The 23,768-nt window shown below is 47.0% G+C and carries 21 protein-coding genes; 12 read left to right on the top strand and 9 right to left on the bottom strand.

What is annotated here, in order from left to right; all coding sequences use genetic code 11:
- Positions 1 to 107 precede the first annotated feature (107 nt).
- Positions 108 to 269, top strand: a complete 162-nt coding sequence (locus ACRRSX_RS02060) for a hypothetical protein (protein ID WP_432454861.1) — start codon at positions 108 to 110, stop codon at positions 267 to 269.
- Positions 270 to 576: 307 nt separating this feature from the next.
- On the opposite strand, the gene ACRRSX_RS02055 is transcribed toward ACRRSX_RS02060, so the two are convergent.
- The 4 genes from ACRRSX_RS02055 to tauA all read right to left on the bottom strand — a co-directional run bounded on the left by ACRRSX_RS02055 (position 577) and on the right by tauA (position 4,068).
- Positions 577 to 843: a SemiSWEET transporter gene (locus ACRRSX_RS02055; protein WP_432454862.1), complete on the bottom strand. Its 267-nt coding sequence runs from the start codon at positions 841 to 843 to the stop codon at positions 577 to 579.
- A 381-nt stretch (positions 844 to 1,224) separates the two neighbouring features.
- Entirely contained in the window at positions 1,225 to 2,178 is a 954-nt protein-coding gene (locus tag ACRRSX_RS02050) for an ABC transporter permease subunit (RefSeq protein ID WP_432454863.1), read from the bottom strand.
- A gap of 10 nt (positions 2,179 to 2,188) precedes the next feature.
- Complete coding sequence (locus ACRRSX_RS02045) at positions 2,189 to 3,028, bottom strand: taurine ABC transporter ATP-binding protein (RefSeq protein ID WP_432454864.1); 840 nt, start codon at positions 3,026 to 3,028, stop codon at positions 2,189 to 2,191.
- A 32-nt stretch (positions 3,029 to 3,060) separates the two neighbouring features.
- Positions 3,061 to 4,068, bottom strand: coding sequence for a taurine ABC transporter substrate-binding protein (gene tauA, locus ACRRSX_RS02040; protein WP_432454865.1), 1,008 nt, complete (start codon positions 4,066 to 4,068; stop codon positions 3,061 to 3,063).
- Positions 4,069 to 4,273: 205 nt separating this feature from the next.
- Between tauA and ACRRSX_RS02035 the strand changes: the two genes are divergently transcribed.
- A complete protein-coding gene (locus ACRRSX_RS02035; RefSeq protein WP_432454866.1) occupies positions 4,274 to 5,788 on the top strand; it encodes a PLP-dependent aminotransferase family protein in 1,515 nt (504 codons plus the stop codon).
- Between the two features lie 42 nt (positions 5,789 to 5,830).
- Here the strand turns inward: ACRRSX_RS02035 and ACRRSX_RS02030 are convergent, their stop codons facing one another.
- Complete coding sequence (locus ACRRSX_RS02030) at positions 5,831 to 6,751, bottom strand: DMT family transporter (RefSeq protein ID WP_432454867.1); 921 nt, start codon at positions 6,749 to 6,751, stop codon at positions 5,831 to 5,833.
- 93 nt (positions 6,752 to 6,844) lie between these two features.
- Between ACRRSX_RS02030 and ACRRSX_RS02025 the strand changes: the two genes are divergently transcribed.
- Together ACRRSX_RS02025 and ACRRSX_RS02020 are read left to right on the top strand one after the other, a co-directional pair.
- A complete protein-coding gene (locus ACRRSX_RS02025) occupies positions 6,845 to 7,753 on the top strand; it encodes a LysR family transcriptional regulator (protein ID WP_432454868.1) in 909 nt (302 codons plus the stop codon).
- 364 nt (positions 7,754 to 8,117) lie between these two features.
- On the top strand, positions 8,118 to 8,882 hold the full coding sequence (locus ACRRSX_RS02020) for an SDR family oxidoreductase (protein WP_432454869.1): 765 nt from the start codon (positions 8,118 to 8,120) through the stop codon (positions 8,880 to 8,882).
- Positions 8,883 to 8,900: 18 nt separating this feature from the next.
- Here the strand turns inward: ACRRSX_RS02020 and ACRRSX_RS02015 are convergent, their stop codons facing one another.
- Positions 8,901 to 9,464 carry a sugar O-acetyltransferase gene (locus ACRRSX_RS02015; RefSeq protein WP_432454870.1) on the bottom strand — a complete coding sequence of 188 codons (564 nt, stop codon included), beginning with the start codon at positions 9,462 to 9,464 and terminating at the stop codon, positions 8,901 to 8,903.
- A gap of 499 nt (positions 9,465 to 9,963) precedes the next feature.
- Between ACRRSX_RS02015 and ilvG the strand changes: the two genes are divergently transcribed.
- The 4 genes from ilvG (at position 9,964) to ilvA (ending at position 15,378) form a co-directional block, all read left to right on the top strand.
- Positions 9,964 to 11,622, top strand: coding sequence for an acetolactate synthase 2 catalytic subunit (gene ilvG, locus ACRRSX_RS02010; protein ID WP_432454871.1), 1,659 nt, complete (start codon positions 9,964 to 9,966; stop codon positions 11,620 to 11,622).
- Positions 11,622 to 11,882 carry an acetolactate synthase 2 small subunit gene (gene ilvM, locus ACRRSX_RS02005; RefSeq protein WP_432454872.1) on the top strand — a complete coding sequence of 87 codons (261 nt, stop codon included), beginning with the start codon at positions 11,622 to 11,624 and terminating at the stop codon, positions 11,880 to 11,882. The genes ilvG and ilvM overlap by 1 nt, the downstream gene beginning before the upstream one ends.
- A 44-nt stretch (positions 11,883 to 11,926) precedes the next feature.
- Positions 11,927 to 13,774 (top strand): dihydroxy-acid dehydratase, encoded by a 1,848-nt coding sequence (ilvD, locus tag ACRRSX_RS02000; protein ID WP_432454873.1) that lies wholly within the window; start codon positions 11,927 to 11,929, stop codon positions 13,772 to 13,774.
- A 68-nt stretch (positions 13,775 to 13,842) separates the two neighbouring features.
- Positions 13,843 to 15,378, top strand: coding sequence for a threonine ammonia-lyase, biosynthetic (ilvA, locus tag ACRRSX_RS01995; protein ID WP_432454874.1), 1,536 nt, complete (start codon positions 13,843 to 13,845; stop codon positions 15,376 to 15,378).
- Positions 15,379 to 15,427: 49 nt separating this feature from the next.
- Here the strand turns inward: ilvA and aguA are convergent, their stop codons facing one another.
- Both aguA and aguB read right to left on the bottom strand, forming a co-directional pair.
- Entirely contained in the window at positions 15,428 to 16,534 is a 1,107-nt protein-coding gene (gene aguA / locus ACRRSX_RS01990; RefSeq protein ID WP_432454875.1) for an agmatine deiminase, read from the bottom strand.
- Between the two features lie 80 nt (positions 16,535 to 16,614).
- The gene (aguB, locus tag ACRRSX_RS01985) at positions 16,615 to 17,496 is read right to left on the bottom strand and encodes an N-carbamoylputrescine amidase (protein ID WP_432454876.1); all 882 of its coding nucleotides are present in this window, start codon (positions 17,494 to 17,496) and stop codon (positions 16,615 to 16,617) included.
- 104 nt (positions 17,497 to 17,600) lie between these two features.
- Between aguB and ACRRSX_RS01980 the strand changes: the two genes are divergently transcribed.
- The 3 genes from ACRRSX_RS01980 (at position 17,601) to ACRRSX_RS01970 (ending at position 21,629) form a co-directional block, all read left to right on the top strand.
- The gene (locus ACRRSX_RS01980) at positions 17,601 to 18,494 is read left to right on the top strand and encodes a LysR family transcriptional regulator (protein ID WP_432454877.1); all 894 of its coding nucleotides are present in this window, start codon (positions 17,601 to 17,603) and stop codon (positions 18,492 to 18,494) included.
- A 287-nt stretch (positions 18,495 to 18,781) separates the two neighbouring features.
- The gene (locus tag ACRRSX_RS01975; RefSeq protein WP_432454878.1) at positions 18,782 to 19,369 is read left to right on the top strand and encodes a class I SAM-dependent methyltransferase; all 588 of its coding nucleotides are present in this window, start codon (positions 18,782 to 18,784) and stop codon (positions 19,367 to 19,369) included.
- Positions 19,370 to 20,081: 712 nt separating this feature from the next.
- Entirely contained in the window at positions 20,082 to 21,629 is a 1,548-nt protein-coding gene (locus ACRRSX_RS01970; protein WP_432454879.1) for an amidase, read from the top strand.
- 339 nt (positions 21,630 to 21,968) lie between these two features.
- On the opposite strand, the gene ACRRSX_RS01965 is transcribed toward ACRRSX_RS01970, so the two are convergent.
- A complete protein-coding gene (locus tag ACRRSX_RS01965) occupies positions 21,969 to 22,712 on the bottom strand; it encodes an SDR family oxidoreductase (RefSeq protein WP_432454880.1) in 744 nt (247 codons plus the stop codon).
- 93 nt (positions 22,713 to 22,805) lie between these two features.
- On the opposite strand from ACRRSX_RS01965, the gene ACRRSX_RS01960 reads away from it, so the two are divergent.
- Complete coding sequence (locus ACRRSX_RS01960; protein ID WP_432454881.1) at positions 22,806 to 23,708, top strand: AraC family transcriptional regulator; 903 nt, start codon at positions 22,806 to 22,808, stop codon at positions 23,706 to 23,708.
- The last annotated feature ends 60 nt before the right edge of the window (positions 23,709 to 23,768 follow it).

The raw sequence follows: 23,768 nt of genomic DNA, 5'->3' as shown, positions 1-23,768 counted from the left end.
AGTCTGCTAATCAGCTTGCTAATGGCCTGCAGCAGCACAACCATTAAATCACCAAGCCTCGCAAAGCAGAGCCCAAATGCCTCGGTAGTGTAGCGCTACCCGCAGATATGCAAGACCAATTCGAAGTGATTGATGATCAGCAACTGTTAAATCAAGCTTTAGGCAAGCCAAACCAAGGGAAACTGTGTCAGGGACAAGTTTATCGAAGTAAGCTTGCCACTCAAGTCACCGTTTATCGAGCATGGAACAGCACCAACCCCAATAGTTAATTTGGCCAATGGTGGGCGTTTCAGCAACCCTCTGGGGAAATCGCAAAATACCGCGCCGACTATGAGATCTGTTACCAATGGTCCCCGCTCGACAAATTGGTTCGCTGCACTTTAAAGCCGCAGACAAAAGTGGTGGTCGGTAACGGCCAAAGTGCCGAATGCTCGGCCTATTTAAGCTACCCAGTTTCCTCTGAGCAACAAATATATATCGACGATGCCGAGAACTCGTTGCTGGAATGCAATACACTTAATGGTGAATTTAACTGGAAATAATCGACAACCAAGCTCTTCCTGCAATACTTGCGATTTATTTGCCGAAAGAATCTTTCACTTTCAACAACAAAATTGCCGATGCGAGGGTGAAAGTGATGATATTAGCAATAATAATCGGTAAATCTTCGAGTAAAATGCCATAAACCAACCATAAGAAAACGCCTAATACGAACAGCGCATACATACCGAGCGATATCGAACTGGTATCTCTGGTCTTCCAAGTATGGATCACCTGTGGAATGAAAGCACAGGTAGTACAAAATGCAGCGAAATAGCCTAGAATTGTCGAGTCGATAGACATGACGATTTTTAACCTCTTCAATTTATTTTCAAGCTGCACAGTATGCACCTTTTCTTTGAAAAACAAAGTACTAACTCACAAATGTGTCGTTAATATGAAACTGTAAAATTAACTTGAGTTCAGAATAAACACCGCAGCACAAACCGGATATAACTTTATTACGATGCAACGCCCAACGCCCATGGTCAAACTTCAAATACCCACTCAAGAACATTTAATCAAGCAACCGCCTTTCGCTCACAGCTCAATCGATATATCACGCCTAAAAAGCCTCTGGTTGGGGCTGATAATATTTGCCCTTATATTGGTCCCATATATAAAAAAGCCCGGCGAACCGGGCAAACAACATGTCAAAGCTAAATCTTTACGCTACATCAGTATTTAGTTATAACCCTTCCATGGGATCAATTTGCTTTCGAGGAAGCGCATCATCAGATCAAAACAATAGGCAATGATCCCAATCACCACGATGCCAGCAATCACCACGTCGGTCACTAAAAACTCAGATGCGTTCAGCACCATAAAGCCGATACCTCGCTCGGCGGCAACCATTTCTGCAGCCACCAGCGTCGTCCATCCAAAACCAATCGCGATCCGCATACCGGTCATAATATCTGGCAGAGCGCCTTTGGCGATCACTTGCGTCACCACCTGCCAGCGACTTGCCCCCATTGAATAAGCCACTTGAATTTGTTCGATTCGCACCGAACTCACCCCTGAACGAGCACTCAGAACGATTGGTGCCAACATCGCCAGAAAGATCAGCGTGACTTTACTCGCTTCATCAATCCCCAACCAAATGATCACCAGTGGTAAGTAAGCTAAAGGAGGCAGCGGTCGATAAAACTCAATCAAGGGATCAAACATGCCACGAATCACTCGACTACAGCCAATGGCCACCCCAAGTGGGATCCCAATCAAACTGGCTAACAAAAACGCGCCGAAGATCCGACTTAAGCTCGCCCCTAAATGCTCTGCCAGCGTAGCCCCTGCAAAGCCGTCAATTAACACATCCCATAAGCGCGCTAATACGTCGAAAGGGGAAGGTAAAAACATCGGTTTGATCATGCCTGCTTCGGTGACCAAGGCCCACAAGCTAAGACAGAATAAAGTAGAACACAGCGCGATGAGCTTACTGTCTCCAGCACCAGGGGTGCCAAAGTACTCACCACTCGGGACCGCTTTGCTGGCTCCGATTTGCTGTGTGGTATGTAGTACTTTTTGGGCCAGCGGGGTAAGCTGCTTCTGGTGAGCAGGCACCGCAATATAGTCCGCCGACGGGCGTTCCGACTCAGCTTGGTTCAGATGGCTGGCGTCAATGGTATTTGTGGTCATAATCTGCTCCTTAGGCAACGGCTGCTTCATCGCCATGAATAATCGCTAGTACCTGTTCTCGCATGGCAATAAAGGCGGCGCTCGATTTCACCTTGCGGGCATCCCGACAAGCTAAAAATTGTTGATTGAAATCGATTTTAAACTCATGGGTAATTCGCCCGGGACGAGGCGACATCACAATTAAACGCGTCGCCAACAGCAAGGCCTCATCTACGCTATGGGTAATAAAAAACATCATTTTGTTGGTTTCGCGCCATACGTCTAACAACAGTTCTTGCAAAGACTCTCGCGTTAAGGCGTCCAAGGCACCTAAGGGCTCATCGAGTAACAGCATTTCTGGGTTATTGGTCAGCGCTCGGGCGATCCCCACCCGTTGCTGCATCCCGCCGGAAAGCTGATAAACCTTGTGCTGATGAAAATCTTCCAGGCCCACCAATTTTAAATAGCTGGCAGCGCGCTCGCGGCGCTGTTTTTTGTCTACACCTTGCAGTTTTAAGCCAAACTCGGTGTTTTCAATCACATTCAACCACGGCAACAGTGCGTGTTTTTGAAAAACCACACCGCGGTCAGCCCCAGGCCCGACAATTTCATCCCCAATATCCAAACCACAGGCCACCCTGGGATAGCCCTCTATCACACTGTCTCCCAGCGTTAAGTAGCCCTTTGTCGGCGAAATAAAACCAGCGATCAAATTGAGTAAGGTGGTTTTGCCGCACCCCGATGCACCCAGCGCAACCACAAAATCACCTTGCTCAATGTTTAAGTTCACCTCAGATAAGGCGGTAACCGGATCACCGCCTTGGGCTGCAGGATAGACTACCGATACATCGTGAATTTCCAGCGTATTCATTTTAAGTCTCCTGTATCACTCACCTGTTCGGCTTACATTTTTGCGGCAGCAGCGGCAAATGAGGGATTCACAAACTTGCTATAGTCTGGCATGAGGTCATTAATTTTCTTTTGCTCTTTCAAAAACTCAGAAGTTGATTTGAGCGACTTACTGGCACCACCCTCGGCACCACAACCTAACCAACTGCAAGAAAGCTGGGTTTTCATGTCTGGAAACTCGTATAGGTCTAATACTTCGGCCACCGTGTTCACATCGCCACCACTGATTTTAGCGATCGATTGTGCGATTGGGTTGGAGGCATCAAAGCTGGTTTTATGCTCTCGATAATCGGCATCTAAATCTGCAACAACCTTAATCATTTTGCTGACAAAATCAGGGTTTGCCGCGGCGAACTCTTTATTTGCCACGAGGCCGTCGAAGGTCGGTTTTCCCCAAGCGCTTAAAGTTGCAGAAGTAATCAACACCTTACCGCTTTGTTTAATTTTTCCCAGAGCTGGATCCCAAATAAAGGCACCATCAATATCACCTCGCTGCCAAGCTGCGGCAATCGAGTTGGGTTGCATATTAATCAGCCGAACATCTTTTTCGCTTAAGCCAAATTGCTCTAGAGCAAACAAGGCATGGAAGTGAGTCGTAGATACAAATGGCACTGCAATCCGTTTACCTTTTAGATCTGAAGGTGCATTAATTCCCGATCCATCGCGAACCACTAAGGCTTCCGCATCTGCGATATTTTCTAAAATCCAAATCAGTTCTATATCAACGCCTCGGCTCACGGCACTGGCGATGGGGCTGGAGCCCGCGGATGCAATATCCAAAGCACCCGAAGCCATTGCCGTCATTGCTTTCACGCCCGAGTCAAAGCGACGCCATTTGATGGTATAGCCAGTCTCTTTTTCCACCAATTTTTCGTTAATCGCGTGTTTCCATGGATTAAACATCCCCTGATAACCAATGGTGACGTCTTTAGCGCTTGCCGTCGATGCCAGCATCAAAGTGGCCAAAGCCGCTATCGCCGTTTTTATCTTTAGCTGTTTCATTGTTAACTCCTTGTTGAACCTGACACGATGCGTGTTGTTTTAAGTTACTGCCTGTAAAAAACCAGCTATAGGGCCAATTTTTTTCAATTGCAGGTCCAAGAAATCACAAACGATAATCCGTCAATTTGGCCAATAAATTGCAGACAATCACCTGTAAAGCGCAGAGAACGATAATATCTCTAGCGAGTTTCATAGGATGTATGGCATGAATGACTTGATGATGAACATTGAACTTCGCCCAGGTAGAAGTTTACAACAGCAAATCAGAGAGCGATTAGTCGAGCTAATTCAACATGACTACTTTGGCGCCAAGGCGCTTCCTTCAAGCCGTAAGCTCGCTCAGCTACTCAAGGTATCGCGCAACACCGTAGTCTTGGTGTACGAGAGCATGGTGGATGAAGGTTACTTAATCGCACATGAGCGGAGCGGCTTTTATGTCAACCCCGAATTAGCGCAACAACCCGCTCTCAAATTGGTGCAATCTCGCCCAGCATTGGACCAGACTCAGGTAAATTGGCAACAAAGGCTACGCAGCACCCCAGCATCTTTTAGCACCTTAAATAAAGATAAAAATTGGCTACGCTACCCCTATCCCTTCATTTATGGACAAATAGAACCAAGCCACTTTCCAATCTATCAATGGCGTGAATGTTCGCGGATCGCGCAAAACCGTAATTGCGTACAAGACTGGGTCGAAGATTACATAGACGTCGACGATAAAGAATTAGTCACCCAAATACGCCAACAGATCTTATCCAAGCGTGGCATTACCGCCAGCAACGAAGAAGTTCTGATCACCCTTGGCACTCAAAACTCACTGTACCTGCTCGCCTCATTATTAGTCACAGAGGACGTTAAGGTGGGGGTCGAGAATCCTGGGTATGCCGATCAACGACATATTTTTAATCAGTGTGGTTCGCGCCCCATCCCTTTAACTCTCGATGAACAAGGCCTGCAATTAGGTCCACAACTAAGTCAGTGTGACTATGTCTGTATTACACCCAGCCATCAATACCCAACAACAGTCACCATGCCCATTGAACGACGCAAGGCGCTTTTAGCACAGGCCAATGCGGACGATTTTGTACTAATTGAAGATGATTATGAGAGTGAAGTAAACTTTAAGGCACAACCTCTACCAGCGCTCAAAAGTATCGACCAACATGGTCGAGTCATCTACATCGGTAGCCTATCTAAATCACTCTCTCCGGGCTTACGGCTTGGCTACCTTGTTGCCAATAAACAACTGGTCGCAGAATTGCGTGCACTGCGCCGGCTGATGTACCGCCACCCGCCCGCCAATAACCAGCGCACCGCCGCGCTATTTATTGGTCAAGGCTATTACGATAGTCATGTGCGCCGAATGCGCCATGTTTATGAACAGAAATGGCAATTTATGTATCAGGGCTTACAACAGCACCTGGGTCAATGCGAACTGCACGCCACCCCAGGAAGTTTCTGCTTTTGGTTGGCATTACCAAGCAATGTCGCAAGTACAGAACTGGTCATCGAAGCAGCAAAACAGGGGATTTTAGTGGAATCTGGCGATAGCCTATTTGCCGAAGAGCATGCGCCCAAAAATTATATTCGTTTAGGATTTTCAGCAATTGAAAACAGCAAAATTGAAACTGGCCTGGCGCAACTCGGCAATGTGCTCAAGCAATTACAGCACAGCAAGGGTGCTTGCAAAGATTATCCAAAATTCACGTCTCTTTGCTGAGCACCCTCCAACTATCTTTAAAGCACCTTTTGTGATTCGGCATTATAGCTGGACAGGTGCTCGTTTTAACAACATCAGGCGTGGGAGCAACAGTCCCGCAATCACAATTAAAATACCTAGTAATTGAAGCTGAGTGACCGCCTGCCCCATCAGGAACGAAGTGAAAACAGCAAATATCGGAACCAGGTTGAAAAACAGCGAGGCATTCGATGCACCGAGATGACGAACCCCATTCAGCCACAGCAAGTACCCGGCAACGGTGCCAAAAACACCAATATATACTAGATCCAGAACACTCAGCAAAGAGCCTTCAAGCACTTCAGTGAGCGGATGAACATTGGGAGTAAGCAAGCACATCAGACCAATCACAGAAGCACCACTCAGCATCCCAAGCAAGGTATATGGAATAACCGGCATCCAACGGCTGATCCCTTGGCTACAGTAGGTATACAGGCTCCAAGCCAGCATCCCCAAAAATATCAGTTTATCGCCATGGTTAATTTTCATTGATACGAGCGTTTCAAGATGCCCATTGGTGACCACCAACAAGACTCCCGATAAGCTAACCAACAAGCTAAGGCATTGCGCAAAAGATGGTAATTTACGTAACACAATACAAGCAATCAGCGAGGTCATTAATGGGCTTAAAGCCATAATCAGTGAGCCATTGGCTGCATTGGTATAAGTTAGTCCAGTAAATAAACCTAAGTTAAGCCCACCCACACCGATTACACTGACCGTAACCACCCATAGCCACTGGTTTAAAGATAGACTCAGTTTCTGCATGTCAGCCCACAGCAAATAAATAAGTAAACACCCTGCTGCAATTACAAATCGCCAAAAAACCAAGGTTAAAGCATGCACTTCATTTAATGCATGTTTACCAATAGGAAAGCAACTCCCCCAAAAAAAGGTACAGAAAACAAGCAACACAACTGCTTTGGTAGTGGAAGAAAAAGTCATGGTCACTCCTAGCGACTTGTCAAAACATGAAGCATAGTGTATTGATTTTATTATCTGGATAAAGAAGCAAAACTAAGACGGTAAATTCCATTTATGAAACCTACTTATTCTCTTGACGATTTACGTTGTTTTTGTGCCGTAGCTCAACTTGGCAGCTTCAAACAAGCCGCAAACCACTTAGGGATGCCCCTATCGACCTTAAGCCGAAGAATTAGCCAATTGGAACAAAATCTCCAATTAAGACTATTGAATAGAGATGCACATCGTGTCTCCTTAACTCATACTGGCGAGCAGTATTTTCAACGTTCAAGTTCTTTATTTGAGGAACTGAATGATATCGATGAAGATCTACATCAAGAAAAGCATCAACCTAAAGGCAAAATTAGAATCACCGCACCCGTCAATGCTGGCGCACAGTTTTTACAAACAATCTTCTATGATTTCTTATTGCAATACCCTGATATCAAATTAGATTTAAGTTTTTCAAATGCCTTAACGGATATTGAAGCAGCAGCGGTAGACGTGGCTTTTCGGGTCGGTAATCCGGCCCTTGAACATTGGATCATCCGCCCCCTAAAACAGATACACTTTATCTTATGCTGTCATCCAGAGCACCCAAGCTACAACATCACCCAGCCCCAGCAACTATGCGCCCATTCAACGGTGATCTGCCGTCCTATGATTCCTTGGCAACTCGTTCACAAGGCCAGTGGGGAAGAGTTTAATCACCATCCGATTCAATCAGTGCGCCTAGAGGTGAATGAAATATTGCTAATGACAAATGCCGTGAAAGCTGGATTAGGTATTGGTTATATTCCAGATTATTTTGCTTTGCCGATGATTGAGCGAGGAGAAATAAAGCAAGTGCTCCCAGAATGGCGCAGCCAAGCCCGTACCCTATCAATGTTATATCGTGACCGAAATAACTTACCACTCCGGGTGAGACTACTCGTAGATTTTGTGTTGCAGCATTTTGATAAGCCCAAGATATCCGAAGCATAAAGTAAAAATGCACGCGAGCCCCTGCAGCCAAATAGTCTACTTCGGTAATGTTTAACCTAAGGGAATCACCCCCTCTGCCAATCTGGATTCAAAACGCCATAGCCCTGGGCTTAACGTCGCACCATTGCCCCACCGAATCCTGGGATGTAAATGTGTAACGCGAATCGCCCTTGGCAGTGCGAAAGTACGACATCTTCAAGCTTTTTCTCACTCACGATGCGGTCGGTGCCTTGGTCCCTTCGGTTCAACCTTTTGGCTCTATAACGAGCAGAACTAACTTCGTTAAGCTGAGCTTCATCAAATAAGCCCTTTAGCGTGACGAGGGCGACCCTCTGCAGCTCAGCATGAAAACAAGGAATTAACTATGAACAACTGCGTCTTCATTACCGGTGCAACTTCGGGCTTTGGTCTGGCCTGCGCCAAGTTATTTGCTCAGCATGGCTGGCCGCTGATCCTCACCGGACGACGGCTGGAGCGCTTAGCCCAGCTAGCCGATGAGTTGGGCTCGCAATGCCCGGTTCACTACGCCAGCCTGGATGTACGCGACAGCCAGCAAGTGGCCGATTTAGTCGCCGACTTACCAGAAAACTTCAAGCAAGTAAGTGTGCTGATCAACAATGCAGGTTTAGCTCTGGGCACCGACCCAAGCCAACAGGCCAAATTGAGCGACTGGCACACCATGATCGATACCAATGTCACCGGGCTGGTGAATGTGACTCACGCCTTACTGCCAAGCTTAAGCCAGCAACCAGTCGCCTCAGTGATTAACTTGGCCTCGATTGCTGCTAACTGGCCCTATCCCGGCAGCCATGTTTACGGCGCGTCGAAGGCTTTTGTGGCGCAGTTTTCGCGGAATTTACGCTGCGATTTAGTGGGAACTGGCGTGCGAGTCACCAGCCTCGAGCCGGGTCTGTCGGAAAGTGAATTCAGCTTGGTACGGTTTGCCGGCGACCAACAAAAATATGACCAGCTGTATGGCAACAGCAATGCACTGCAACCGCAAGATATTGCCAATATTATTTATTGGATCGTCAACCAACCCGCCCACATCAACATTAACAGCTTAGAAGTGATGCCCTGCTCGCAGGCCTGGAACAACTTTAATGTGGTGAAACAAAGCGAATCCTAAGGCTCTACCTACACCGAGCTAATCTTCTGCTTGCTCGGGAACGTCTCGTACGTACCGGGCAGGTACGCCAGCCACCACCGTTCTGGCTACAACATCTTTATTTACCAGCGCCCCGGCGGCGATCACGGCATCGTCGCCAATGTTCACCCCCGGTAAAATATTCGCTCCCATGCCTACCCATACCCGGTCTCCAATGATGACTGGCAAAGCACGCTCTAATCCCGCTAAGCGTTGTTGGCTATTTAAAGGATGTGTCGCCGTAGAGATATGTACTGCTGGGGCAAACATCACGTCATCACCGATGGTTACCGGAGCGCCATCGAGGATCACACAACCATGATTCGCGTAGAAATTCTTTCCGGTAGTAATGTTATAACCATAATCACAAAAAAATGTGGGCTCAATCCATGGGTCAAGGCTGTTTGGCAGCAGTTCTGCCAGCACTTCCGACCGCAGGTCTTCTTCTGGATGCAGTAGATTTAACTCGTAACATAAAGACTTCGCCTCGTGTCGCTCCTCAACCAATTCGCCATCAAAGGCCAAATACAGCTTACCAGCTAACATCTTTTCTTTTTCGGTCATGGCATATCCTTAAATACAATACAGATATGTCTCACATTAGCATGTTTATCAGCGATGCCCAAAACCCTCACTGATTGCCCCAGCAGCCACCCCTCCCACTAAAAAATGAATTAATACCAAGAAAAATCGACTTAATTTTATGCTGTAAATGCAATATAAATAACCAGTAAAAAACAACAAATTGGAATATAGAACTAATGAATCACACTTAATTAGCAAATCAAACTACAATTCGTTTATTTATCCAACAGCCAGCGGAACTTTGCGGAAGAAAAGCAAGCTTGAATCATATTTTATCCTGTGATACTTGTAGCCTATTGTTCGAGGAAAATTATTAAATATGTCTTTTTCAGTTGCTCTAGTCATTAGCGTCGTCCTTGTGGTGATTATTTTATCACCGCGCGGGGATGCGCTGTTGTAACTGAAATAAGCAAACAACACCAAACCCCCGCGCTGCAAAGCTCGGGGGTTTTTTGTTAACGGCGGAAAGGAAATGGGAATGAATGGTGCTCAACAAATTGTAGCGGCTCTAAAAGAACAGGGCGTAGAACAAGTCTTTGGTTATCCGGGGGGCGCAATTATGCCGCTCTACGATGCGCTCTACGACGGAGGCATTAAACATATGCTGACCCGCCATGAGCAGGGCGCAGCAATGGCGGCGGTGGGCTACGCCAGAGCGGGCGCTAACCGCGGCATCAAAGTCGGGGTATGTATAGCCACTTCTGGCCCCGGCGCAACCAACCTGGTCACCGGCCTTGCCGAAGCTCAGCTCGATTCAATTCCGCTGGTGGCCATTACTGGACAGGTTGCCCAGCCAGTGATCGGCACCGACGCCTTTCAAGAGGTCGACGTTTTAGGCATGTCCCTGGCCGTGACCAAACATAGCTTCATGGTTACCGACATCAGCGAGCTCAAACGCACCATTGAACAAGCTTTTGTCATCGCCACCAGTGGTCGCCCGGGTCCGGTGTTAATCGATGTGCCTAAAGACATTCAGTTAGCCGAAATTGAAGAGAGCCAGCCCTACCTCGCCCCAGCCCTGCAGACCAATCCTCCAGAAACGGATGCACTCAAGCAGGCGAAACGCCTACTCAGTCAAGCCAAACAGCCCATCGTCTATGTCGGCGGCGGCGTCGGCATGGCGAACGCGGTTAGCGAATTACGCGCGTTTTTAGATTACACTCAGATCCCGAGTGTCAGCACCCTCAAAGGCATTGGAGCCATCACCGAGCAGCAAGCTTGTTACCTCGGCATGTTAGGCATGCACGGCACCAAAGCCGCCAACCTCAGCGTTCAGGAATGCGATGTCTTATTAGTCATTGGGGCTCGCTTCGACGATCGGGTCACTGGTAAACTCGATGAATTTGCCCCTCACGCCAAAGTGATCCACCTCGATATTGATGCTAGTGAGTTTGGTAAACGCCGAGAACCCGATGTAGCCTTAAGCAGCGACTTAAAACTCACCTTGCCGGCACTGTACTGCTTGTGTGATATTCAGCCATGGCGCGAGCTGGTCACCCAACGTAAACATGATTTTGCCTGGCGCTATGACCATCCGGGCGAGCATATCTTCGCGCCCAGCATGCTGCATCAACTCAGCCAAATGATCGACCAAGACACCGTGGTTGCCTGCGATGTGGGTCAGCACCAGATGTGGGTCGCCCAGCACATGCAATTTAACGGCCCCGAAAACCACCTGTCTAGCGCCGGTTTGGGGACCATGGGCTTTGGCCTGCCAGCAGCCATTGGCGCTCAGTTTGCCCGCCCCAACGATACCGTAATTAATGTCTCCGGTGATGGTTCGTTCATGATGAACGTACAAGAGCTGACCACCATTAAACGTGCTCAGTTACCGGTCAAGATGCTGCTTATCGACAACAATCGTTTGGGTATGGTACGCCAGTGGCAAAACTTGTTTTTTAATGGTCGCTTCAGTGAAACCATCCTCGATGACAACCCTGATTTTGTAAAATTGGCTTCCGCCTTCGATATTCCCGGTGAAACCATTTGCAATAAAATAGAGATCCCAGCTGCCTTAGATAGAATGCTCAACAGTCAAGGGCCCTACCTACTGCACGTTTTAATCGATGCCGAAGAGAATGTATGGCCGCTAGTACCACCTGGGGTCGCCAACGACAAAATGATGGAGGAATGCTAATGGAACATGCACTCACAATCGAAACCCGTAACCAAGCCGATGTACTGGAACGTGTATTACGGGTGACACGTCACCGCGGTTTTTTAGTACAATCGATGAATATTGAACTCAACGCGAAAATTTACTCAATTGAACTCACAGTAAGCAGTGAGCGTCCGGTCGCTCAGCTGTATAATCAATTGATTAAATTATTCGACGTTGAGCAAGTCACCATACAACAATTACAGGTGATGCCCGCTGCCAAAGTGGTCATGGCCTAAACCCAAATATGCAAACGCAAACCAGATTAACGGAGTAAACAGCAATGCCTAAACTGCGAAGTGCCACCACAACCGAAGGCCGTAACATGGCCGGAGCCCGTGCCCTATGGCGTGCAACGGGAACCAAAGAAGAAGATTTCGGTAAGCCGATTATCGCAGTGGTGAATTCATTCACCCAGTTTGTCCCGGGTCACGTTCACCTAAAAGATCTTGGTCAAATGGTGGCTGGCGCAATTGAAGAAGCAGGCGGCGTTGCCAAAGAGTTTAATACCATCGCGGTGGATGATGGCATCGCCATGGGCCACGGCGGCATGTTATACAGCTTACCCTCGCGCGATCTGATTGCTGACTCGGTTGAATACATGGTGAATGCGCATTGCGCCGATGCCATGGTCTGTATTTCTAACTGTGACAAAATCACACCGGGGATGTTAATGGCCGCAATGCGGATCAACATTCCGGTGATTTTTGTCTCGGGCGGACCAATGGAAGCCGGTAAAACCAAACTGAGCGACCAAATCATTAAACTCGATTTGGTGGACGCCATGGTGATGGGTGCCGACAAAAATGTTTCCGATAGTGACAGCGAAGCAGTGGAACGCAGCGCCTGCCCTACCTGTGGTTCTTGTTCTGGCATGTTCACCGCAAACTCGATGAACTGCCTGGCGGAAGCACTCGGTTTAGCCCAGCCGGGCAACGGCTCAATGCTTGCCACCCACGCCGATCGCAAGCAACTGTTCTTAAATGCCGGTAAACGCATCGTTGACTTGTGCACTCGCTACTACCAACAAGATGATGCCAGCGTATTACCCCGTTCTATTGCAACCTTCGAGTCCTTCGAAAATGCCATGACCCTTGATGTGGCCATGGGTGGTTCCACCAATACTGTATTGCACCTGCTCGCGATTGCTCAGGAAGCTGGCGTGGATTACACCATGCAGCACATGGACGAATTGTCCCGTAAAGTACCTCAACTGTGTAAAGTGGCTCCCTCAACCAATAAATACCATATGGAAGACGTGCATCGCGCCGGCGGTATTATGGGCATCCTCGGTGAACTGGATCGCGCCGGTCTCATTCACCGTGAGGTGCCCAACATCATGGGCGAAACCCTCGCTGAAACGCTGGCTAAATGGGATGTAATGCAAACTCAGGATCAGGCCGTGAAAGATTTTTATCGCGCGGGTCCTGCAGGTATTCGCACCACCCAAGCCTTTAGCCAGGATTGCCGCTGGGATGAACTCGATACCGACCGTGCCGAAGGCTGTATTCGTAGCTTGGAGAATGCCTTCAGCCTGGAAGGTGGCCTGGCAGTCTTAAAAGGAAACGTTGCCCTGGACGGCTGTATTGTGAAAACTGCTGGCGTCGATGACGACAACTTGGTATTCCGCGGCCCGGCTTGTATTTTTGAAAGCCAGGATGATGCAGTTGCCGGGATCTTGGATGGTACGGTCAAAGCGGGTGACGTGGTGTTAATTCGCTACGAAGGCCCAAAAGGTGGCCCCGGCATGCAAGAAATGCTTTACCCAACCTCTTACCTTAAATCCATGGGCTTAGGTAAAAAATGTGCCCTGCTAACCGACGGTCGCTTCTCTGGTGGTACCTCGGGTCTGTCAATTGGCCACATTTCGCCAGAAGCCGCCAGTGGTGGCGTGGTTGGTTTAGTTGAACAGGGTGATATCATCGATATCAACATTCCTGAGCGCAGCATTGTACTGGAAGTGAGCGAAGAGCAATTGGCCACACGCCGCGCCGCAATGCAAGCCAAAGGCAGTGACGCCTGGCGCCCAGTGGGACGGGTGCGTGAAGTGAGCACTTCACTGAAGATGTACGCTCACTTCGCCACCAGCGCCGACAAGGGTGCAGTACGCGATAAGAGCAAACTCGGCTAAGCCCTTTCTCGATATCATATTCAGCCCGGTTCGCCGGGCTAATTTAATGCAAGTTGTAGGTTACTACCATGTCTCAAACCTTACCCAGTGCCAACGATTACCTTCGCCGGATCTTACTCTCCCCAGTTTATGAAATCGCTCAGGTAACGCCCTTACAAGAACTCCCCAAATTATCCAAGCGACTGGGCAACCAAATTCTGTTGAAACGCGAAGACCGCCAATCGGTGCACTCTTTTAAGTTACGCGGCGCCTACAATAAAATCGCCCAATTAAGCGAGGCTCAGCGCCAGCGCGGGGTGATTGCCGCCTCGGCCGGTAACCATGCTCAGGGCGTAGCAATGTCGGCGCAACGGCTCAATATTAATGCGATCATCGTGATGCCCACCACCACCCCAGAAATCAAAATAGACTCGGTGCGCGCCATGGGTGCCGATGTACGTTTGATCGGGGACAGTTTCGACGAAGCCAGCCACTACAGTAAACAGCTCGCCGCGGAACGCGGCTATACCCTGATCCCGCCCTTCGATGATGTGGATGTAATCGCCGGACAAGGCACTATTGGCAAAGAGCTACTGGAACAAGACATGCACCTCAACGCGATATTTGTGCCAGTAGGCGGCGGCGGCATCGCCGCGGGGGTGGCGGTATATATCAAACAGCTGATGCCACAGATCAAGATTATTGGGGTAGAAGCGCAAGACTCGGCCTGTTTAAGCGCCGCACTGGCCGCAGGCAAACCGACCCCGCTGGAACGCGTGGGACTATTTGCCGATGGGGTCGCGGTCAAGCTGATTGGCACAGAAACCTTCCGGCTCTGCCAGCGCTATCTGGATGAAGTGATCACCGTCAATTCCGATGAAATTTGTGCGGCAGTCAAAGACATCTTTGAAGATACCCGGGCCATTTCAGAACCTTCCGGCGCACTGGCGCTGGCGGGTTTAAAAGCCTATGCCCAGCAACACAATTTACAAGGCCAGCGCTTGGCGGCGATTTTATCTGGGGCAAACGTTAATTTTCATAACCTGCGTTATGTCTCGGAGCGCACCGAGCTGGGTGAGAAAAAAGAAGCGGTAATGGCGGTGAATATTCCCGAACGCCAGGGCGCTTACCTCGAGTTTGTGGAGCACCTCGGGGGCCGAGCCATTACCGAATTTAACTACCGCTATGCCAATGAGCAACAAGCCAGTATTTTTGTTGGTATTCGGGTTAGTAATAGCGAACAGGAATTGCCGGCACTGCTCGATAGCCTGAGTGCCAGCGGCTATGCGGTGACCAATCTCAGCGACGATGAACTTGCTAAACAGCATGTGCGTTATATGGTGGGAGGCAAACCCGGCAAGGTATTAAACGAGCGGCTATTTAGCTTTGAGTTTCCCGAACAACCCGGTGCCTTGCTCAAGTTTTTACAAACGCTGGGCAACCATTGGAACATTACCCTGTTCCACTACCGTAATCACGGCTCCGCTTACGGACGGGTATTGGCCGGCTTCGAATTACAAGACCGCGATACCGCAGCCTTTACCCAGCATCTGGCACAACTCGGTTTTGACTACAAAGATGAAACCGACAATGCCGCCTATCAATTCTTTTTAGCGCAAAACTAGAGGTTAGAGTCGTGAGCCACTGCCTTAGCACAGTGGCCTGGTAAAGCGCTCACCCTGCAAGCGACTTTGAGCGCGGAATTTGTTGAGTAATGCAGTGAATATTACCGCCGCCCAACACTATTTCGCGGGCCTCGACGCCAATCAGCTGATGTTCAGGGAAGGCCTGTTGCAATACATCCCGAGCCTGCTCATCGGTGCGTTCATCCAACAGCGGAAAGATCACCTGACCATTACTAATCAGAAAGTTTGCATAAGACGCCCCCAAGCGCTCTCCCGCCTGACGTTTCATCCCGGCACTTGGCTCGATCCCTTCAGCTTCTTGCTCACTCATATAAAGGGGACCGGGCATCGGCAGCTGATGTACCTTAATCGCTCGTCCCTTGGCATCGCTTTGGCTGCTTAAAACCTGATAGGCCTTCTTGCTGATGGCATATTGCGGGTCACTGGGGTCATCACAGCAGGTAAGCACCACTTCTCCCGGCTTAACCACATGCATAATGTTATCCACATGGCCATTTGTCTCATCGTCATATAAACCTTGTGGCAGCCAAATCACCTTGTCAATCCCAAGATAATTCTGTAAGTGAGTTTCGATTTGTCGCTTAGACAATCCCGGATTACGGCTGGGATGAAGTAGGCACTCTTCGGTCGTATATAAGGTGCCCTCGCCATCACTGTGGATCGAACCACCTTCCAAAATAAAAGGTGCGCAATAGATATCATCCTCAGTGAGGTTCAACATTTTCTCAGCCACAGCATTGTCGAGATCCCAAGGGAAGTACAGCCCATCGACTAAGCCGCCCCAAGCATTAAATTGCCAACTCACTCCGCGACGCTGCTGCGCTTGATTGAGTAAATAGGTTGCCCCCATGTCACGCATCCAGCAATCGTTATAAGACATTTCAACCACTTTAATCTGCGCTGGTAGTTGCATTCTCGCATTGGCATATTGGGCGTGATTCACCAACATCACCACTGGCGTTCGCCGGGCGATAGCGCTGGCCACCGCAACAAAAGCTTGCTGCGCATACTTTGCGCCCATCCGCCAATTGTCTGGTCGCATTGGCCATGACATCCACACCTCACTATGTGGCTGGTGTTCACCGGGCATGCTAAAACCATCTTCCGCTGGCAGCGTTTTTCGCTGTTGACTCATATATAGCTCCCGAATTGCTTGGCTTGCCATCTCCCCACAGATTGACCAACAGCCAATCAAGGGAGCATCACCATTTAAAATTATTTGTTTAAGCGACCATCAAGGGTAAGTAGATGTGGATACTGCTCGGGACGACGATCTCTAAACAAGCCCCAGGCGCTACGCTGAAATGCAATAGCGTCCAGATCAAACTGATGCACCAACACCGTTTCAGTTTCACGATCGGCCTTAACGACAATTTCGCCAGTCTCGTCGGCAATAAACGAAGAGCCATAGAAAGTCAGTGCTAAATCGCGTGATGTCGCTTGCTCGCGACCAATTCGATTCGATGCAATCACCGGAACTTGGTTGGCCGCAGCGTGGCCCTGCATCACCCGTTGCCAATGGCTTTGCGAATCCATCTCTGGTTGGCTGGGTTCACTGCCAATTGCGGTAGGAAATAAGAGCAGTTCAGCCCCTTGCAGCGCTAAACTTCTCGCGGTTTCTGGAAACCACTGATCCCAGCAAATCCCCACCCCGATTTTTGCGTAGCGAGTGTGCCAGACCTTAAAGCCTGTATCTCCCGGGCTAAAATAGTACTTTTCCAAATATCCATCACTGTCTGGAATATGGGTTTTGCGATAAATACCAAGCAAACTGCCGTCGGCATCGATCATGGCCACCGAGTTAAAACGCACGTTGCCGGCGCTTTCAAACCAACTAAAAGGCAATACCACCTGTAACTCTTTAGCGAGCGCGGTTAAACGCTGAAAGGCCAGATTATCTTCAAGCTCGGAGGCCAGACCCAAATGTGATTCTTGGATCTCGATACAAAAATAAGGGGTTTCAAACAGCTCTTGTAACAAGATAATTTGTGCGCCCTGCGCGGCGGCCTGGCGAACTAAACGCTCGGCTTTATCAATATTATCGTTCACTTGCCAGGAACAAGACATTTGTGTTGCGGCGACGCTTACCTTTCTCATCAACTATCCAACCTCAGTGCTTAAAACAGAGACACATTGTCTACTTGATTTGGTTATAATAAAAATGCATTTTTTTCATTTCTATATGAGAGAGTTCGATAACGATGGATATCGACATTAATCAACTTCGCCTACTGGTGGTACTACACCGAGAACGCAACTTATCCAAAGCCGCCCAGAAACTGTATATGAGCCAATCGGCCGCCAGTCACGTGCTGGCAAAATTACGCAAGCGCTTTAACAACCCACTGTTTATTAAAACCCAAAGCGGCATGGAGCCCACCCCACTCGCCTTATCACTAATGCCCAATATTCAAAAAGGCTTGAGGGCGATTGATACGGCCTTCGATCAAATGAAGCCATTTGATCCGCAACTGGATGCCAAAACTTTTTATATCAGTGCCATTGATTACTTCGAATTTTTTGCGCTACCACGACTCACTCAAATGCTGGAGCGCAATGCACCAAACATCCGGATCGCGATTGATATTCTTTCGGAAAACACCCAGATGGAACGTATTGAGCAGGGCCGTATCGATCTCATCTTAGGCGTCGACGAGCTGCAAGATATGCCGCGTTATTATCGCCGTTACCCTTGGCTGAGCGACCCCTATGTTGGCTTGGTGGCGCAGCAAAGCCGCTTCCCCGAACAGTTCAATCTAAAGACTTTTGTGCAAACACCTCAAGTTCACTTACCCTTAATCAATTCCGGTGCCGATCCCATCGACCGTTGGTTACTCAAACAACATCAGGCTCGCCAGATTGCCACCACCATCCAAAGTTATGCCGCTGGCGCCAAGGTGATTGCCAACACCCATTACCTAATGTGTGTACCGTTGCGAATCGCCCAGGAGCTTGCCACAATGCTACCAGTTCGAATCGTGCAACTGCCCGCCGACCTACCCAATTTGTCGCTGAGCATCTTCACTCATCAACTGTATGACAGCCAAGACAGCCTGCAATGGTTAATCAAACAAATCCAAAAGTGCGCCGAATAACAGGACTCACCCCCTAGTTTTTCCATCGTTTAAGGCTTAAAAAAACGATCATTGCAAACTGTGTTCATGCCATTCCTTGTTGCCACCAGCCATCGTATCCTTTGTTTATGACTCGATTATCAAGTTGTGTCTATCGTGCTGAAATGGCTAAAAAGGAGTGATATGGTGTTGAACAATCAATGGGACAAAGGGGGGAGATTATCTTGTTCTAACAAGCTTAATTTTCCTTATGATAAGCTATTAGCATATAAGTAAACGAAACTTGCTTCATAAACAGAGAATTTAGTATGTGGGATAAAATATACGATACAGAAGAATATGTTTATGGGAAATTGCCGAATGACTTTCTTAAAAGTCATTACGATGCAATCCCCAAAGGAAAAGTGTTATTACTCGCTGAAGGTGAAGGAAGAAATGCAGTTTTTCTTGCCAAATTAGGATATTCGGTAACAGCGGTAGACATATCTAATGTGGCCATCGAAAAATTAGAAAGGCTAGCTAAAGAAAATAACGTAGTGATTGAAACTATTTGTGCCGATTTAGCAATATTTGATCTTGGAGAGAGTAAATGGGACGGTATTGTCTCTATATACTGTCACCTACCACCAACACTCAGGCAAGATTTATATAGTCGAATAGAATTAGCAATTAAACCTTCTGGTGTTTTTTTGCTAGAGGGTTATAGACCTGAGCAGCTAGTATATAAAACGGGGGGGCCTCCAGTAGCTTCAATGATGATTTCAAAAGAAACGTTAATAAAAGAATTACCTAACTTTTCATTTCACCACCTTGAAGCACTTGATCGAGTGGTAAATGAGGGGATTAATCACCATGGGATTGGGGCTGTAATTCAAGCAATTGGCTCACTAAAATAGCCCTATATTCGAGTCAAGGCTATGGTGTAGTAGCTCAGACCTGAGCTGACAGCGTCCCAATTTCTAGGGTGTTTTGGCAGCTTAGATTTGAGCTAAATCCTTTTCCGCCCAAATCGATTCACTCGTCCAAATGTTATTTGCCGTTATTATTAAGCGCCACCTGAGTGACGCAGCCAATGCTCGCTGAAGCGATTCGACATGTCAGTAATGAAGAATCTATTTCTGCAATATTCTGATAGTAAGCATATTAAAATATGATCTTGTATTTGGGGCCATTAATTTTGTAGGGTTTATCTGTATTGCATTAAACAATGTCGTATTCGGGTCGCAGGGCTAATATGGACATGCCTCGAAGTAATTTATAATATTCACTTTTAATCATTCCCAAAGCCACTCTTAGACTTAATTAATCGAATATGTATGCATGGCTTTTACCACGTTGACGTATATTTTATCCTCTCTATTTTTAATAGTATTCCAACAATCTAATTATTTAATAACACCAATTATTCACGCCCTTAAAAATAATGAGAAATCGATCAATTAAATATTTTCAGTGCACTAAAAAAGGGCCGAATGCACCAATAAGATCAAATGATTGCATAAAACACAATCATTTAGGATGCTATTTAATCTGTTTTGATCCTAATGTCTTGTATGGCATAGAAGATGCCTTTAAAGCTTGTCAATTTCATTTTAAGGAGTAATGAACATGAGGAAGCAAGCACTTGGCATAGCGATAGCTGCAATTCTATTTGGAGGAAATGTTTATGCCGTCGAAAATGTAGAAAACTATACCGTGACAGAAATCATTAATGACATCAAACATAAAAAAGTTACTGCTGTTGAATTAGTACAAGCATACATGGCTCGGATCGACAACATTGAAAGCTCCAAGAAAGGCTTCAATGCTATTCTCACACAAAACCCCGATGTGATTGCAGAAGCAAAGGCGCTAGATAAACTAAACGATAAATCGAGTCTTTCACTTGCTGGAGTCCCAATTTTTGTTAAAGACAATATTAATACATCTAACATGCCAACCAGTCATGGTAATGAAGCATTAAAAGAGTATCAGCCTGCCCATAACGCGGTGGCGGTTGATAGGCTTATCAAAGCAGGTGCATTGATAATGGGTAAAACAAATATGGCTGAATTTGCTATGTTTTGGGATACCTTATCGAGTGCGGGTGGAAGAACATATAATCCTCAAGATCGTACAAAAAATATTAATGGTTCAAGCGGTGGTTCTGCTGCTTCTGTTGTTGCCGGTTATGCACCAGTGGCTCTTGGTACTGAGTCGTGTGGGTCGATTACAGATGTAGCATCATTCACTTCGCTCGTTGGATATCGCCCATCTCCCGGTATAGTTCCTACCACAGGAATGGACTATAACACTCTTGGCGATACCATAGGCCCGCTAGCGAAAAACGTAATTGATGCTGCAACTGTTGTTGATGTTATGGCTGGTGAAGATCAAAAAGATGCCCTAACTCACGGTCATGCGTTGACAGAGACTTTGGTACATAGTCTAAACGATAATAAATCTTTGAAAGGGAAAGTACTCGGCTATGTTGTTGCTCCTTTCGGTGGATGGACAGCAGAGATAGCTATCACACCCGAGATCTCTGCGACAATGCAGAAAGCACGTGATGAACTTCGTGCTCGAGGCGCTATTATACAACCAATTCATATTTCATCTGATTGGTGGACAGAATACGGTTCCGGTTCTTACTGGGATGCCACCGGCAAAGAAGATTATTTCGTAAGAACCGAAGCTAAAATACCAAAAGGACTTAAAGAGCAAACAGAACCTTTTGACGTATTGAACTACGGTGACCTTATTGCGAAAAGCCCGAAAATGAATGCGATTACTAAAGACTGGTTAAGCTACAGTGATAACAAACCGCTTGATCCTAAAACCTTTAATGAAGCTGTCGAGAGTCGAGTGAAATTTTCGAAAGGTGTTGATAAAATTTACAAAGAATATGGTCTAGATGCGCTTATTTACCCTACCGTCTCTTTGCCACCTGCTGAAGTTGAAGATCCAGAAACTTTGATTGACCCTAATCAGCTAGGTACTCATTGTGGTTGGGCGAACTTTACCGGAAGACCCGTGATAAGTGTACCAGCCGGATTTTCAAATAATTTCCCTGTTGGCTTAAGCTTCCTTGGTAAGCGTTTCAAGGATGGGAAACTTTTAGGTATGGCGGCTGCGTTTGAAGAATCAACTACGCATCAAAAATTACCAGTCTTATAAATTTATGTTTAAGTTATGATTAATAAACCCGATAGTTTATAGATGAAAAAATATCCCCAATTCATAATCAAAGTTGGGGCTATATAAATAAGACGCAGTGTTCACATTGCTACGTAGCGATGACAAAACTTAAGTCTGCTTTTTAGCTGGCTTAAGTCGCCTAATCGATAAATGAGCTAATACGTTTAAGATAACTAGACCGCCAGCCAAACGCCAATAGCATCAAAGATATAAGCACCCACCCGAATAGCCGCGCCGATGCTCACTTCAGCCATTCGTATTTAGAAGAAATAACGTGACTAAGCTAAATGCGTTGCAAAACCATGTAGAAAATACGTATTAGTCGCTTAATACCATTGCTTTCGCATCCTCTCCAGCAACAATCCACATCGGACTTTTGTCATCGGTGGCAGCTTGCCAGATTGCTTCAGCGACATCTTGTGAACGGGTCACTTTTGCTTGTTTTGGCCTATTCAAAAACATTTTATTGGCTAAATCCAGGTAGGGTTCTGGGAAAGCATTTTCCATGCGAGCTTTTGCATTCGCGCCAAACCGTGTAGCGGGAGCCTGGCCTGGTATCACCAAGTTCATTCGAATATTAAAGGGCTCTAATTCAATAGCTAAGGACTCAGTAAAAGCATTTATCGCCGCTTTACTCGCTGTATAAACCGAAAGTAAAGGCAACGCTTTTAGCGTGACAGCGGAAGAAACATTAATAATCACACCCGATTTCTGTTGCCGAAACTGAGGCAAGAAGGCCTTAACCATATTGATATAGCCAAGTGTATTGGTTGTAAACAGAGTTTGAATCACTTCATCTGAGGTGCCTTCCAACGCTGCAAGCATACCGACACCCGCATTGTTAACAAGTACATCAATATAATCTACCGAATACACTAAACTTTTGATGCTCTCCATGTTAGTAACGTCCAGCGGCAATATGCTTAGTTGCCCAGACTCTGGCAAACTGTTGTCTGCAGGGTTACGCATGGTAGCGATAACTTTCCAACCTTTTGCAAGAAAGTATTTTGCAGTTTCAAGGCCAAAGCCAGATGATGCCCCTGTGATTAAGATCGTTTTCATAAAGATTCCTCAGGTGATGAATCTGTTAACTTTATAGGCTGGCGATGGCATGATACATAACGTAAAGTACACAATTCATTATCTATGGTATTTATGATGGACCCTCTCTCCAATATCGTGTCACTTTTGCAACCCCAGGCGAGCTTTTCTAAAGTGGTGCAGGCGGCAGGGTTATGGCGAATTAGGCGTGAAGATGTTAGCGACCCGTTTTACTGTGTGGTCCTAGATGGAAGCTGTGAGTTCTCACCTGATGGCGAAGCACCGATTAACTTAGTCGCTGGAGATTTTGTTCTCATTCCAGAATCGAATAGTTTTACTTTTAGCAGTCTCGATTCTCCCCCGCACAATGAAAAACACTCGGTACCAGTCGAAATTTCTCCCAACGTGTATTGGGTTGGAGAACAAGACAGTTCATTAAATGCACATGTATTAGTGGGGCATTGTAAGTTTGCTACGCGCGACTCAACAATTCTACTCGCACTTCTGCCAAAACTTGTCCATATTCGTAAAGCAGCAAGACTAACGGCACTGGTTGAGCTAGTTATAGAGGAATCTCGAGCACAGCGCCCAGGCAGAGAATATGTGTTGGCTCGTTTATTAGAAGTCCTTTTAATTGAAACATTTCGAACCAAGATGGATACGCCGAATGTTCCCGGTTTATTAGTTGGATTGGCCGATGAGCGACTAGCCGTCTCGATCCGAAAAATACACCAAGATGTGAGCCAATCATGGACCGTTGCTCAGCTAGCAAAAGAAGCCGCATTGTCTCGTTCGGTTTTTTTCAAACGGTTTCACAATGCGGTAGGATTTACACCAATGGAATACGTTATTGCATGGCGAATGGCTATTGCCAAAGGTCTGTTGCGGAGTCATTCTCACACGATGGCAGATATTGCGGAACGAATAGGCTACAAATCTGCCAGTGCTTTTAGTTCCGCTTTTAGCAAGCACACGGGACTGTCCCCATCGAAATTTGCGGCTCATAGTCTTGCTTAGCTTCGATACCGAAAGCCCAAGCGCCACTGTTCTAAGTTTCCGGCCCCTTCTTTAAGTGAA

This window comes from Agarivorans sp. QJM3NY_30 (assembly GCF_050870855.2).
In the GTDB taxonomy this organism is placed as follows: domain Bacteria; phylum Pseudomonadota; class Gammaproteobacteria; order Enterobacterales; family Celerinatantimonadaceae; genus Agarivorans.
Note: the sequence above shows the minus strand (reverse complement) of the source record. Positions and strands in the feature narration are given on the sequence as shown.